The sequence below is a fragment of the Micromonospora sp. IBSANI012 genome (genome assembly GCF_052814045.1).
This window is the reverse complement of the sequence record NZ_CP199933.1, coordinates 4,498,487-4,511,657: the sequence shown is the minus strand read 5'-3', so window position 1 is coordinate 4,511,657 and position 13,171 is coordinate 4,498,487. Positions and strand designations below refer to the sequence as shown.

The 13,171-nt window shown below is 72.8% G+C and carries 10 protein-coding genes; 4 read left to right on the top strand and 6 right to left on the bottom strand.

The annotated features are described in order from the left end of the window. Nucleotides 1–66: 66 nt before the first annotated feature. Both ACTWM8_RS20765 and ACTWM8_RS20760 read right to left on the bottom strand, forming a co-directional pair. The gene (locus ACTWM8_RS20765) at nt 67–2,355 is read right to left on the bottom strand and encodes a hypothetical protein (RefSeq protein WP_446210497.1); all 2,289 of its coding nucleotides are present in this window, start codon (nt 2,353–2,355) and stop codon (nt 67–69) included. A gap of 303 nt (nt 2,356–2,658) precedes the next feature. Then, the gene (locus ACTWM8_RS20760; RefSeq protein WP_446210496.1) at nt 2,659–4,140 is read right to left on the bottom strand and encodes an aminopeptidase P family protein; all 1,482 of its coding nucleotides are present in this window, start codon (nt 4,138–4,140) and stop codon (nt 2,659–2,661) included. A 110-nt stretch (nt 4,141–4,250) separates the two neighbouring features. On the opposite strand from ACTWM8_RS20760, the gene asnB reads away from it, so the two are divergent. Then, nucleotides 4,251–6,212 carry an asparagine synthase (glutamine-hydrolyzing) gene (gene asnB / locus ACTWM8_RS20755; RefSeq protein ID WP_446210495.1) on the top strand — a complete coding sequence of 654 codons (1,962 nt, stop codon included), beginning with the start codon at nt 4,251–4,253 and terminating at the stop codon, nt 6,210–6,212. 109 nt (nt 6,213–6,321) lie between these two features. Here asnB and ACTWM8_RS20750 read toward each other — a convergent pair whose 3' ends face one another. Beyond that, nucleotides 6,322–7,401, bottom strand: coding sequence for a lytic polysaccharide monooxygenase auxiliary activity family 9 protein (locus ACTWM8_RS20750; protein WP_446210494.1), 1,080 nt, complete (start codon nt 7,399–7,401; stop codon nt 6,322–6,324). A gap of 337 nt (nt 7,402–7,738) precedes the next feature. Here ACTWM8_RS20750 and ACTWM8_RS20745 point away from each other — a divergent pair, with 337 nt between their 5' ends. Continuing rightward, nucleotides 7,739–8,671: a PfkB family carbohydrate kinase gene (locus tag ACTWM8_RS20745; protein ID WP_446210493.1), complete on the top strand. Its 933-nt coding sequence runs from the start codon at nt 7,739–7,741 to the stop codon at nt 8,669–8,671. 185 nt (nt 8,672–8,856) lie between these two features. Here ACTWM8_RS20745 and ACTWM8_RS20740 read toward each other — a convergent pair whose 3' ends face one another. Further along, entirely contained in the window at nt 8,857–10,074 is a 1,218-nt protein-coding gene (locus tag ACTWM8_RS20740) for a multidrug effflux MFS transporter (protein ID WP_446210492.1), read from the bottom strand. Nucleotides 10,075–10,153: 79 nt separating this feature from the next. On the opposite strand from ACTWM8_RS20740, the gene ACTWM8_RS20735 reads away from it, so the two are divergent. Beyond that, entirely contained in the window at nt 10,154–10,600 is a 447-nt protein-coding gene (locus ACTWM8_RS20735) for a MarR family winged helix-turn-helix transcriptional regulator (RefSeq protein ID WP_446210491.1), read from the top strand. 21 nt (nt 10,601–10,621) lie between these two features. Here ACTWM8_RS20735 and ACTWM8_RS20730 read toward each other — a convergent pair whose 3' ends face one another. Both ACTWM8_RS20730 and ACTWM8_RS20725 read right to left on the bottom strand, forming a co-directional pair. Next, the gene (locus tag ACTWM8_RS20730) at nt 10,622–11,452 is read right to left on the bottom strand and encodes an MBL fold metallo-hydrolase (RefSeq protein WP_446210490.1); all 831 of its coding nucleotides are present in this window, start codon (nt 11,450–11,452) and stop codon (nt 10,622–10,624) included. Next, nucleotides 11,449–11,853 carry a thioesterase family protein gene (locus tag ACTWM8_RS20725; RefSeq protein ID WP_154936076.1) on the bottom strand — a complete coding sequence of 135 codons (405 nt, stop codon included), beginning with the start codon at nt 11,851–11,853 and terminating at the stop codon, nt 11,449–11,451. The genes ACTWM8_RS20730 and ACTWM8_RS20725 overlap by 4 nt, the downstream gene beginning before the upstream one ends. A gap of 160 nt (nt 11,854–12,013) precedes the next feature. Between ACTWM8_RS20725 and ACTWM8_RS20720 the strand changes: the two genes are divergently transcribed. Further along, nucleotides 12,014–13,120 (top strand): phosphatase PAP2 family protein, encoded by a 1,107-nt coding sequence (locus ACTWM8_RS20720; RefSeq protein WP_446210489.1) that lies wholly within the window; start codon nt 12,014–12,016, stop codon nt 13,118–13,120. Nucleotides 13,121–13,171: the final 51 nt, after the last annotated feature.

The window sequence follows — 13,171 nt, the reverse complement described above, 5'->3', positions numbered from 1 at the left end:
GTACCGGTAGGGGTGGGGAGTCCCTTCCCGCCGGGGCGGGAAGGGACTCCCTGGTCGTGCGTCGGCTCAGTTGAAGCAGTCCTTGACGGTGCCGGCGCAGTTGGTGGGGTCGTTGTTGGTCACGGTCGACTTGTCGTCGAGCTTGACCGTGCCTTCGTTGTTGAGGATGCCGCCGGCGACCCGGTGGGTCTTGGAGGCGTCGGTGGCGGTGTTCTTGGTGACGTGGGTCTTGGTCAGGGTGACCTTGCCCTTGTTGTTGAAGATGCCGCCGCCGTTGAGGGCGGTGTTGCCCTTGATCTCGGTGTTGCGCAGGGTCAGCCTGGCGTTGTCGTCCTCGCCGTTGGACGGGTCCTCGAAGCCTTCCTTGAGCTTGACGTCCTGGTCGCCGTTGAAGATGCCGCCACCGAAGCGGCCGGCGGTGTTGTCGAGGATCTTGCTGTCGGACACGGTGGCCGTGGCCTTGTCCTTGTCCTTGTCCTTGTCGTCCTTGTCCTTGTCCCAGTCGTGACCGTTGTTCTTCTTGTCCTCGCCGCCGGTGTTGACGATGCCGCCGCCGTCCTTGTCGGCGTGGTTCTTGGCGACGATGACCTTCTCGAGGTCGAGGTTGGTGTCCTTGGCGTAGATGCCGCCGCCGCTGTCGCAGGCGGTGTTGTCCTTGATGACCGACAGGACGATCTTGACGAACCCGCCGGAGCTGAACACGCCGCCGCCGTTCTCGCCGGCCTTGTTGTCCTCGATGGAGGTCTTGAAGATCTCCACGGTGCCGGCTTCGTCGCGGCCCTGGAAGCGCGGCCAGGAGTCGTTGTCCTTGCCGTGTTCCTTGTCCTTGTCGTGGTCCTTGTCCTTGCCGCGGCCGTTGGCGATGCCGCCGCCGTTCTTGCCTGCGGTGTTGTTGGCGATGCGGGACTCGTCGTCCTCGTCCTTGTCCCTGCCGTCGTCGGAGCCACCCTGACCCTGGGAGGACCAGTCCTTGTCCTTGTCCTTGTCCCGGTCCTTGTCGCGGGACTCGCCCTTGTCGCGGTCCTTGTCCTTGTCCTCGTCCCGGGCGGACTCGCCCTTGTCCTTGTCCCGGTCCTTGTCCCGGTCCTTGTCGTCGTGCCGGTCCTTGTCGTCGGAGAACCAGTCCTTGTGCTCCGAGGACCCGGTGACCTTGAGGACGCCGACGTTGAAGATGCCGCCGCCGTTCTCCTGGGCGTGGTTGTTCTCCACCTCGCTGTTCTCGAGGTCGACGCGGCCGAAGTTGGCGATGGCGCCGCCGTTGCCCTCGGCGTTGTTGCGGGTCAGCGTGACGTCCTTCAGGTGCGCGCTACCGCCCCGCTCGACCAGCAGAGCGCCACCATCGGCCTCGAGGTCCTTGCGGTCGTCGTCCTTGCGGTCGTCGTCCTTGCCGTTCTTGTCGTCCTTGTCGTCCTTGCCGCCCTTGCCGTCCTTGCCCCACGGCCCGCCCTGCATGCCTTGGGCTCCCTGCGCGCTCTGGGCATCCTGGGCTCCCTGCCCGCCCTGCGCAGCCGGGGCGCCCTGCGGGCCACCCGGGGCCGCGTCCGCGACCGGAGCCATGGTGACCCCGTTCGCGGCCGGGGCGCCGGCCGCAGCCGGGGCGGCCGGTACCTGGGGTCCGCCCGGTCCACCGGGCCAGCCCGGTCCGCCCGGTCCGCCCGGTCCACCGGGCCCGCCCGGTCCGCCCGGTCCGCCCGGTCCGCCCGGCCCACCCGGTCCGCCCGGGCCCTGGTTGCCGTACTTGAACTCGGAGGCGTTGCCGCCCTTGAGCGTGAGGTCCTTCAGGGTCAGGTCGCCGCCGTCGGCGACCCGGAACAGCCGGAACGTCTGCTCGGAGTCCCGCTTGATCGTGGAGTCCTCACCCTTGATGGTGATCTCCTGCTTGATCGTCGGCAGGCCCGTGCCGGACTTGCGGTCGTGCCCGTCCAGCTCGTAGGTGCAGTCCTTGGCCAGCTTCAACGTGCCACCGTGATCCCGGTTCGCCAGATCGACAGCCTCGATCAGCTTCTCGTCGTCACAGGGCACCTCCCGCACCCGACCGTGCTCGTCACGATCCCGGTCCTTGTCCCGGCCCTTGTCCCGGCCCTTGTCCCGGTCGTTGCGGTCCTCGCCCTTGTCGGAGTCCTGGCCCGCGGCCGGGCCGGCATCGCTGACGTTCTGCTTCGGCGCCGCCTGCGAGTCGCTGGCCCGCTGCGGGTCGTCGGAGTTGTCGTTGCGGGCGGCCAGTCCGCCCAGTGCCGCCAGGCCGACGACGCCGGTCAGGCCGGCCACGCCGGTGGCGACCCACAGCTTGCGTCGCCTAGTCGACGACAGGGCCGAAGGGGCCCCGCCGTCGGGAGTCGTTAGGTCGTTGGACATCAGAGCCTTCCGCCCTTTCCTGCTACCAGACGGGCTCGTACCAACCTGAGCGGCACGAGCAGCTACAAATGGGTTGCAGCCTGTTATCCACACCGTATGAGAAGGATCCTCGCGACGCGGACGTATCCGAGAAAAGCCCGCATTTCCCTCACATCGGTCAGGCGGGCGCAGCGGGGTGCAGGTCGTGAAGAAGGCGAAGAAGGTGGTGAGCAGCGGCAAACAGCGGCGGGCCCCGCCAGCGGTGCCGCGACGACGCAAACGTCGCAGACACCGGCGGCGGGGCCCGCCGGGGGGCGTACCGGGTCAGCCGGGCAGGCGCGGACCCGCCTCGCGCTGCTCGGCCAGCCAGGTCTCCACCTCGTCCGAGCGGCGGGGCAGACCGGCCGAGAGGTTCACCGCGCCGGTCGCGGTGACCAGGATGTCGTCCTCGATCCGCACGCCGATGCCGCGCAGCTCCTCGGGCACCAGCTCGTCCTCGGGCTGGAAGTACAGCCCCGGCTCCACGGTCAGCACGTAGCCCTCGCCGAGCGGGCCGTCGCGGTAGTGCTCCTTGCGCGCGTTGGCGCAGTCGTGCACGTCGATGCCGAGCATGTGGCTGGTGCCGTGCAGCGTCCACCGGCGGTAGACCGTCGACGCCGGGTCCATCGCCTCGTCCACGCTCACCGGGAGCAGGCCGAGGTCCTTGAGCGCCTCGGCGAGGACCCGCATCGCGGTCAGGTGGACCTCCCGGAACGCCACCCCGGGCTTGATGATGTCGATGCCGGCCTGCTGGGCGGCGTACACCGCGTCGTAGACCTGGCGCTGCAACGGGGTGAACCGGCCGTCGACCGGCAGCACCCGGGTGACGTCCGCGGTGTAGAGGTTGCGGTTCTCCACGCCCATGTCCATCAGCAGCAGCTCACCCGGGCGGGTGGCGCCGTGGTTGTGCACCCAGTGCAGGATCGTGGCGTGCTCGCCGGCGCCGACGATCGAGCCGTACCCGACGTCGTTGCCGTCGTGCCGGGCGCGCAGCGCGAAGATCCCCTCCAGCAGCCGCTCGGAGACCCCGCGGTCGGCCGGCAGCGCCCGGGCCACGTCCTCGAAACCGCGTACGGTCGCGTCGACGGCCTCCTGGAGCTGGGCGATCTCCCACTCGTCCTTGACCAGCTTCAACTCGGAGATCGCGATGGCCAGCTCGCGGTCGCGGGCCGGCTGGCCCTCGGCGCGGGGGCCGTCCCAGGGCCGCACGGCCGCGTCCACCCGGGCGTCGAAACCGCGCAACACCCGGGTACGCCCCGGCGCCAGCCCGGCCAGCGCCGCGTCCAGCTCGGTGAGGTCCTCGGTCGGCAGGCCCAGCTCGGTCGACTTCTCCGCCAGGGTGTGCCGCCGGCCCACCCACAGCTCGCCGTGCCGGCTGCGGAAGAACTCGTCCGTCTTCCGCGAGGACCGGGGACGCATGTACAGCGTGGCGTCGTGCCCGGAGCCGTTCGGGCGCAGCACGAGCACGCTGTCCGGGTCGTGGTCGCCGGTCAGGTAGGCGAAGTCGCTGCCCGGCCGGAACGGGTGGTCGGTGTCGTTGGCGCGTACCTTCTCGGTGCCGGTCGGGATGACCAGCGTCTCGCCCGGGAAGGCCGCCGAGAGCGCGGCCCGGCGCTTGGCGTGGTTGGGCACCTCGGGGCGCGGGCCGACCGGCAGCGTGGTGTCCCGCCAGCCCTGGCGCATGAAGTCCAGGAACGCCTGCGGGAAGTCCGGGTCGTGCGATTCGGTGCCGTCCGCCGGCTTTCCGCTCGTCCGGTCCTCGGTCATGGTCCGCTCCCTCCGCCTCGTCGCTGGTCCAGACGGTACCCGCCCGGTCCCGGGCGGAAGAGCCTGCGGTGCCGCGACGGCCGCTTCACGCGCGTGGAAAGATGACCACCATGTGCGGACTCCTGGCCTTCTTCAGTGCGCGCGGCGACGCCGCCGCTCACCGCGACAACATCGCCGGGGCGTTGGAATGCCTGCACCACCGCGGCCCGGACGAGACCGGTGTCGAGGTGGTCGGGGACGCCTCCGGCCGGTACGCGGACGGGGTGTTCGCGCACAAGCGCCTGGCGATCATCGACGTGGCCTCCAGCCACGAACCGCTGCCGTACGCCGACGGCCGCTACCTGCTCACCTTCAACGGTGAGATCTACAACTACATCGAGCTGCGCGACGAGCTGGTGCGCACCTACGGCGCCCAGTTCGCCACCGCCGGCGACGGCGAGGTGATCGTCGCCGGCTACCACTACTGGGGTGAGCAGGTGCTCACCCGGCTGCGCGGCATGTTCGCCTTCGTCATCTGGGACCGGCAGGAGCGGCGTGCCTTCGGCGCCCGCGACTACTTCGGCATCAAGCCGCTGCACTACCTGGAGACCGCCGACGGGCTCTACCTCGCCTCGGAGAAGAAGGCGCTGCTGCCCTTCGCGCACTCGAACTACGAGGGCGACGCCGGCATCGACACGGCCAACCTGAGCCACTACCTGACTCTCCAGTACGTTCCGGAGCCGGGCACCCTGCACAAGGGGATCCGGCGGATCGGCTCGGGCGAGTACCTGACCTGGAGCCCGGGCGGGCGCATCGACGTGCGCCGGTGGTACCGGCCGGTGTTCCACCCCGCCCCGGTCGCCGACGAGCAGCGGCTCTACCAGGAGATCCGGGAGACGCTGCGGGAGAGCGTCCGGATGCACATGCGCTCGGACGTGCCGGTCGGCTCGTTCCTGTCCAGCGGGATCGACTCGACCGCGGTGGTGGCCCTGGCCCGGGAGTTCAACCCGAACATCCTCACCTTCACCGTCGGGTACGACGTGCCCGGCTACTCCGAGATCGACGTGGCCCAGGAATCGGCCCGGCACCTCGACGTGACCACGATCCCGACCAAGATCGGGCCGCAGGACATGATCGACGCCCTGCCGAAGATCGTCTGGCACCTGGACGACCCGGTGGCCGACCCGGCGCTGGTGCCGCTCTACTTCGTGGCCAAGAAGGCCGCCGAGCACGTCACGGTGGTCCTCTCCGGCGAGGGCGCGGACGAGTTCTTCGGCGGGTACACGATCTACCGGGAGCCGCTCTCCCTCGGCGCGGTCAACGGCCTGCCGGACGGGGTGCAGAAGGGCCTGCGCGCGGTCTCCAAGGCGATCCCGCAGGGGGTCAAGGGCAAGAGCTTCCTGGAGCGCGGCACCACCCCGATCGAGCAGCGCTACTACGGCAACGCCCGGATGTTCACCGAGGAGGAGAAGCAGCACCTGCTGCGCCGCTACGACCCCTCGGTCCGCTACACCGACGTGACCGCGCCGATCTACGCCGAGTGCACCGAGCTCGACGACGTCACCAAGATGCAGTACGTCGACCTCTACACCTGGCTGCGTGGCGACATCCTGGTCAAGGCCGACCGGATCTCGATGGCCCACTCGCTCGAGGTGCGGGTGCCCTTCCTCGACCGGGCGGTCTTCGACGTGGCCGCCGGCATCCCGGTCGACCTGAAGCTCCCGCCTCGCTCGGACGCCACCAAGTACGCCATGCGCCAGGCGTTGCAGGGCGTGGTGCCGCCGGCCATCGTCAACCGGAAGAAGCTGGGCTTCCCGACCCCGACCCGGGTCTGGCTGCGCGGCGAGATGTACGAGTGGGCCCGGCACGTGCTGGCCACCTCCGGCGCGGGCGACCTCATCGACCTGTCGTACGCGATGCGGCTGCTGGACGAGCACAAGCGGGAGGAGGCGGACCACTCGCGCAAGGTGTGGACCGTGCTGATCTTCTGCATCTGGCACGCCATCTTCGTGGCCAAGACCCTCGACCCCGGCATCCAGCGCAACCAGTCCGCCCTGCTCACCAAGCCCGTGGTCGGCTCCATGGTCCGCTGACGGCCGGTCGCCCGCGCGCCCCGCGTCCGCCACCGCCGTTGATCAAGAGGTTTGCGTCGACCGGAGTCCGCTCCGGCGACGCAAACCTCTTGATCGTTTCAGCGGCCCGTCAGCGGCCGGAGCAGGTGACGGTGGGCAGGGTGTTGGCGCCGGTGGTGGTCGCGGTGAAGCCGAACGTGGTGGTGCCCTCGGGGGCGATCGTGCCGTTCCAGGCCGCGTTGGCGACCGTCACCGCCGATCCGGAGGAGTTCACCGTGCCGTTCCAGAGGCTGCTGATCGACTGACCGCTGGGCCACGTCCAGCCGGCCACCCAGCCGCCGTACGTCCGGGCGCTGTGATTCATGATCATGACCTCGCCCTGGAACCCGCCGGGCCAGGAGTTGAGCACCTTGTAGACCGCCATGCAGTCGCCGCCCGGCGGCGGCGTGGTCGGGCTCGGCGGCGGCGTGGTGGGGTTCGGCGGAGGCGTCGTGCCGCCGCCGGAACCGACTCCGGTCACCTCGCCGTTGCCCCCGTCGAAGGTGACGTCCGAGCAGCCGAAGAAGTTCTCCTGGCTGTCCGAGCGGACCCAGCGGGAGTAGACGATGTGCCGCCCGCTCTTGCCGGAGGGCAGGTTGCCGCTGAAGTAGTAGTGCCCGTCGTTGGTGCCGGGCGAGCCGTTCTGCGGCGGGTTGGTCACCGTCAAGAAGGGCTGCTCCTCCAGGTCGCTCCAGGCCAGCGGCCGGGTCGGGCTCCAACTGTCCTTCGTGACGTAGAAGTAGAACGTGCCCGGGTGGTGGGCCCAGTTGCTGTAGCGGAAGTCCAGCCGCGTCCCGGCGGTCAGATGGGTCACCGGCCAGTCGGTGCGGGCCAGGTCGTACCCGGCGAAACCGGGGTTGCCGCCACTGCACAGCTTGCCGTCGGGAATGAAGCCGACGGTCCGGCCGCCGGCGTCCGAGCGGAGCACGCTGAACCAGTTGTAGAGGGGGTTGGCGCCGCTCTGCGCGACCGCCGCCGAGCAGGCCGGGTTGACCGGCCTGATCTCGCCGGTCGGGCTGAGGCCGTCCTTCCAGCACAGGTAGGTCCGGCTGCCCGGAGTCATCGCCGCGCCGTGCGCGGCGGCCGGATCTCCGCCGGAGGTCAGGGCGACGGCGCCCAGGGCGAGGGTGGCGGCCGCGGTGAGCAGCGCGGCCGTACGGGAACGGATCACGAGGTTCTCCTGACCCGCGGGGCGGCGCGACGGCCGGCCCCGCTGTGACGAGCGGATGCGACGATCGCGGCGCCACGGCCGGCGGCCCGGGAGTCGGGGAGGGCCGGATGGCCGCGCACCGCCCTCGGTCCGCGTCCCGCGGACCGGTGCCCTCGCGTCGGCTCCAGCTCGGCGCCGGTGGTGCGGCAGCCCCCGCACCGGTCCGGCACGGTCATCCCACCACGCCCCGGCGACCCCGCGCAATAGTCATTGCTCGATGCGTGGAGACGGGGCTTCGCGCCCGCCGTGGCGGGCACTGTGCCAGCCTGATACGAAGCGACGGACGCTGGGAGGCGACGTGGGATACGCGGTGGTGCTCGGTGAGGCGCTGGTCGACCTGCTCGACGCCGAGTGCGAGGGCCGGCCGGTCTTCCGGCAGGAGATCGGCGGTGGCCCGCTCAACGTCGCCGTCGGGGTGTCCCGGCTCGGCGGCGTGGCCGAGTTCGTCGGGTCGTTCGGCGACGACGTGCTGGCCGGCCGGATCCGCGCCTTCCTCGCCGACGCCGGCGTCGGGCTGGCCGGCGCGGTCGCCGTCGGGGTGCCCACCACCCTCGCGGTCACCACGCACGCCGGGCCCGAGCCCGACTTCCGCTTCTACGGCGAGCCGCCCTCGTACGGCCTGCTCACCGCCGACAATCTGGACCTGGCCCTGATCGAGGGCGCCGACGTGCTCTACTGCGGGTCGGTCGTGCTGCTCTGCCCGCCGGTGCTCGCCGCCGCGCGGCACGCCTGGTCGCTCGCCACCGGCCTGCGGGTGTTCGACCCCAACGTGCGGCCCCGGCTGCTGGACGGGCCGTCGACGCTGGACGGGCTGCGGGAGGTGGTCGCGGAGTTCGCCGCCGGGGCGCACCTGGTCAAGCTCAGTGAGGCCGACGCCGAGCTGCTCTACCCGCGCGAGCCGGTCGAGGGGGTCGCGGCGTACCTGCGCGAGCTGGGGGCGGGCACCGTCGTGGTCACCCTCGGCGCGGCCGGCGCGATCGTCGCGGCCGGCCCCGACCCGGTACGCGTGCCCGCGCCGAAGGTACGCGCGGTCGACGCCACCGGCGCGGGTGACTCGGTGATGGCGGCGCTCATCGCCGACCTGCTGGTCGACGGGGAGCCGGCCGAGCCGACCGACTGGCACCAGCGGGTGGCCTTCGCGCTGCGGGTCGCCGGCCTGGTCTGCGAGTCGCCCGGCGGGGCGGTGTCGATGCCCACCCGCGCCGAGGTGCTGGCCCGCTTCGTCGACTGAGCCGGTGGTGCTGCTCGCCGCGCCGACGCCCGACGCCGGGCGGACGCCCGACGCCGGGCGGACGCCCGACGCCGGGCGGACGCCCGACGCCGCGCGGACGCCCGACGCCGCGCGGACTCCCGACGCCGGGTCGGCCCCGGCCGCCGTCGGGCCGGCCGTCGTGCTCGGGTGGGACCGACCCTGGCTCAGCGGGAGCGGGTCAGGGTGAGCACCGCGCCGAGCGACAGGGCGGCCGCCCCGGCGGTCACCGCCGCCATCGGCAGGGCGCTGCCCTCGCCGCCGAGCCCGACCACCGGCGCGGCGAGCGCGCCGACCACCGACTGGACGCCGCCCATCAGCGCGGCGGCGGTGCCGGCGTGCCGGGCGTGCGAGTCCAACGCCAGGGCGGTGCTGTTCGGCATGACCATGCCGAGCGAGCCGACGAAGACGAAGAGGGTGACCGCCACCAGCACCAGGCTGCCGGCGAGTGCGCCGGTCAGCACGCCGACCGCCGCCACCGCGCCGACCACCAGGGTGGTCACCAGCAGCCGGCGCGGGCTGAACCGGTCGAGCAGCCGGGCGTTGGCCTGGCCCATCGCCACCAGGGCGAGCGCGTTGAGCCCGAAGAGCAGGCTGAACGCCGTCCCGGACAGGCCGAAGACGTCCTGGAAGACGAAGGACGACCCGGAGATGTACGCGAACAGCCCGGCGAACGCGAAGCCCTGGGTCAGCGCGTACCCGAGATAGGCCCGGTCGGCGAAGAGCGACCGCATGGTGCGGGCGGTGCTGGCCAGGCCCCCGGTGCTGCGCCGTTCGGCGGGCAGCGTCTCCGGCAGCCGCCAGGCCACGGCGGCGGCGAGCAGCAGCCCGATCACCGCCAGGGTGACAAAGACCGCCCGCCAGGAGCCGACGTGCAGCACCAGGCTGCCAACGCTGGGCGCGGCGACCGGTGCCACGCCGAAGACCAGGGTGAGTCGGGAGAAGTACTTCGCGGCGGCCCGGCCGGCGTAGCGGTCGCGGACCACCGCCCGGGCCACCACCACGCCCATGCCGCCGGCGAAGCCCTGCGCGAAGCGCGCCGCGGCCAGCGCGGTGGCGTTCGGCGCGATCGCGCAGACCAGCGCCAGCACCGCGTACGCGAGCACCCCGACCAGCACCGGCCGGCGTCGACCGTAGCGGTCGCTGAGCGGCCCGGTGACCAGCTGCCCGAGGGCCAGACCGATCAGGCAGGTGGTCAGCGAGAGCTGGACCTGCGCCTGGGTGGCGCCCAGCTCCCGGGTCATCGCCGGGAACGCCGGCAGGTACATGTCCAGCGACAGCGGGCCGATGGCGGTGAGCGTGCCGAGCAGCACGAGCAGGGTCGCGCCCTCGCGCCGGCTCGGTGCGGCGGTGGCGGGCGTGGTCGGCAGTGCGGTGTGTGTCACGGTCCCCCCGGACGGCTCGGCAGCCCGGTAACCTTAGCTCTGTACTCAGAACTATTGCCCTGTGAGGTGGGTGACCCGGATGTCGACCGACGAGGGCACGGCGCGCCTCGGCGCGCTGGTGGGCGAGCTGCACCGGCTGCTGCGCAGGTCGGCCACCCGCCGCGCCAACCGCACGGTGCTGCCCGAGGCGCAGGTCGAGCTGCTGCTGCTGGTCCGCGACCACCCCGGGATCAGCGGCCGGGAGACCGCCCGACGGCTCGGCACCGCGCCGAACACGGTGAGCACCCTGGTCCACGACCTGACCGCCGCCGGCCTGCTGGCGCGGGAGCGGGACCCGGCCGACCGCCGGGTGGTCCGGCTCCACCTCACCGAGGCGGCCCGCACCCGGATTGCCGACCACGCGCGGCACCGCACGGACCTGCTCACCACCGCCCTGGCCGCTCTCGACCCCGCCGACCGCGCTGCCGTTCGCGCCGCCGTTCCGGCCCTGGACCGCCTCCTGGCCACCCTCCGCGCCACGGACTGACCGGCGCCCGGCGGTGAGCCGTCAGGGGGTGCCGTTGAGCTCGGCGTACCCGCGGCGGGCGGCGATCAGGGCGGGTCGGGCGCCGAAGGGCGCCTCGGCGGCGACCCGCTCGGGCGGGGCACTGCCGGTGTGGGCGGCGCGGATCAGCCAGGCCAGGTCGACCAGCTGGCGGTGCTGGGCCCGGACGAACTCGGCGTCGACCGGGTCGCCGTGCCCGGGCACGACCACCGTCGCGGGCGTGGTGAGCCGCAGCAGCTCGGCCACCGCGTCCGGCCACTGCAACGGGTACGAGTCCTCGAAGGCGGGCGGCCCGCTCTGCTCCACCAGGTCCCCGGCGACCAGCACGTCGGCGTCGGGCACGTGCACCACCAGGTCGGCGTCGGTGTGCCCGCGCCCCGGGTGGCGCAGCACCACCCGGCGGCCCCCGACGTCGAGCACCGCCTCGGTGAGCACGGTGTGCGTCGGGGCGAGCAGCTCCGTCCCGGCCACCTCGGCGGCGAATTCCGGCCGCTCGCCCCGCAGCTCCTCGTACGCCTCCCGGCGCAGCGCGTCCGGCCGGTCGCGCAGCGCGGCGGCGGCCAGTTCGTGGGCGTACACCGGGCGGGGCGGGTCGGCGGCGAGGGTGGCGTTGCCGAAGCAGTGGTCGTAGTGGTGGTGGGTGTTGACCAGCGTCCACGGGTGGCCGGTGACCGCCCGGGCCGCCGCGGCCAGCTCGGCGGCCTGCCCGGCGGTGGAGAGGCTGTCCACCAGCAACGCCTCCCCGTCACCGACGACCAGGGTGACGTTGACGTCGAGCACCGGCTCGCGCAGCACGTGGACCCGGTCGGCGACCTCCACGAACCGGAGGGTCATGACACCCGCGCCGCACGCGCCACGAAACGCTGCCGGTCGACCAGCGCCCGCTCCACCCGACCCTCGGCCACCGTCTCGCCACCGTCGGTGACGGTCACCTCGAACACCAGCCGCCGCCCGGCGACCTCGGCCAGCCGGGCCTGCGCCACCACCGTCCGCCCGACCGGCGTGGCCGCGCGGTGCTCCAGCTCCACCCGGCTGCCCACGGTCGTCGAGCCGGCCGGCAGGTGGGTGGCGGTGGCCGCGACGGTGGCCGCCTCGGCCAGCGCGAGCAACCGGGGCGTGCCGAGCACCGGCACGTCGCCGGAGCCCACCGCCTGCGCGGTGTCGGCGTCGGTGACGGTCAGCTCCACCCGGGCGGTCAGCCCGGTCGGGAAGGGGGTGTCCGACTGCTCCTGCATGGGCTCAGCGTAGGTGTTCGGCGGCGGCCCCGGCCACGACGACGGCGAACCGGACCACCCGCCGCCGGGCGGCCGGCGCGGCGGCCCGCGGTGGCCGGGTCGGGCAGGGGGAGGCAGCCGGCCCGGTGGTCCCCGTCAGCCGCCGTTAACCTTGACCGCGATGGCCGTCGTGACTGACCCCCAGCCCCCCGCCCCCACCGGACCGATCGCGTCCGCCGACGGCGGGCGTCGCCGCGTGATCGCGATGGCGGTCTGGGGCGCCGCCTTCGTCGTCGCCTGGCTGGCCATCGGCCTGCCGACCGACCCGGCGTACGCGTTCGTCTGGATCTGGGCGGCGACGATCGCCTGGAACTCGTCCCGCCCGTGGCGCAGCCACCTGTACTTCGCCCGGGACTGGGTGCCGGTGGTGCTGCTGCTGGCCGCGTACAACCTCTCCCGGGGCTTCGCCGACAACGGGGCGACCCCGCACGCCTACGAGTTGGTCGTCGCCGACCGGGTGATGTTCGGCTGGGCCACCGGCGGCGAGGTGCCGACGATCTGGCTCCAGGAGCACCTCTACCGGCCCGACGTGCACTGGTGGGACGTCCTGGCCAGTTGGGTCTACTTCTCCCACTTCGTGGTGGCGCTGGCCGCCGCCGCGGTGCTCTGGCTGCGCGACCGGGGCCGGTGGGCGGCGTTCATGCGGCGCTGGGGGTTCCTCTGCGCCGCCGGGCTGGTCACCTACTTCCTCTACCCGGCCGCCCCGCCCTGGTGGGCGGCGCAGAACGGCCTGCTCACCGAGGTCGCCCGGATCTCCACCCGGGGCTGGAAGGCGTTCGGCATGCACGGCGCCGGCAACCTGCTCAACGCCGGGCAGATCGCCAGCAACCCGGTCGCCGCGATGCCGTCGCTGCACACCGCGTTCGCCCTGTTCGTCGTGCTGTTCTTCCTCCGGGCCACCCGGAAGCGGTGGTGGCCGCTGCTGCTGGCGTACCCGCTGGCGATGACCTTCACCCTGGTCTACTGCGGCGAGCACTACGTGATCGACGTGCTGGTCGGCTGGGCGTACGTGGGGATGACCTTCCTGGTGGTCGGGCTCGCCGAGCGCTGGTGGGCGGCCCACCGGGCCCGCCGCCCGCTGGCGGCCCCGCCGACCACGATCTCCCCGGCGGTGGTCTCCCCGGCCACGACCGAGCCGGGCACGACTGAGCCGGTCGCCGTCGAGTCGGTCGTCGCCGAGCCGGCTGGCGCGCCCGGGCAGCCGGCGGAGCAGCGCGCCGCCCGCTGAACCGTCGGCGAATCCGCCCCGCCGTTGGCCGAACCGTCAGCGGGGACGCGC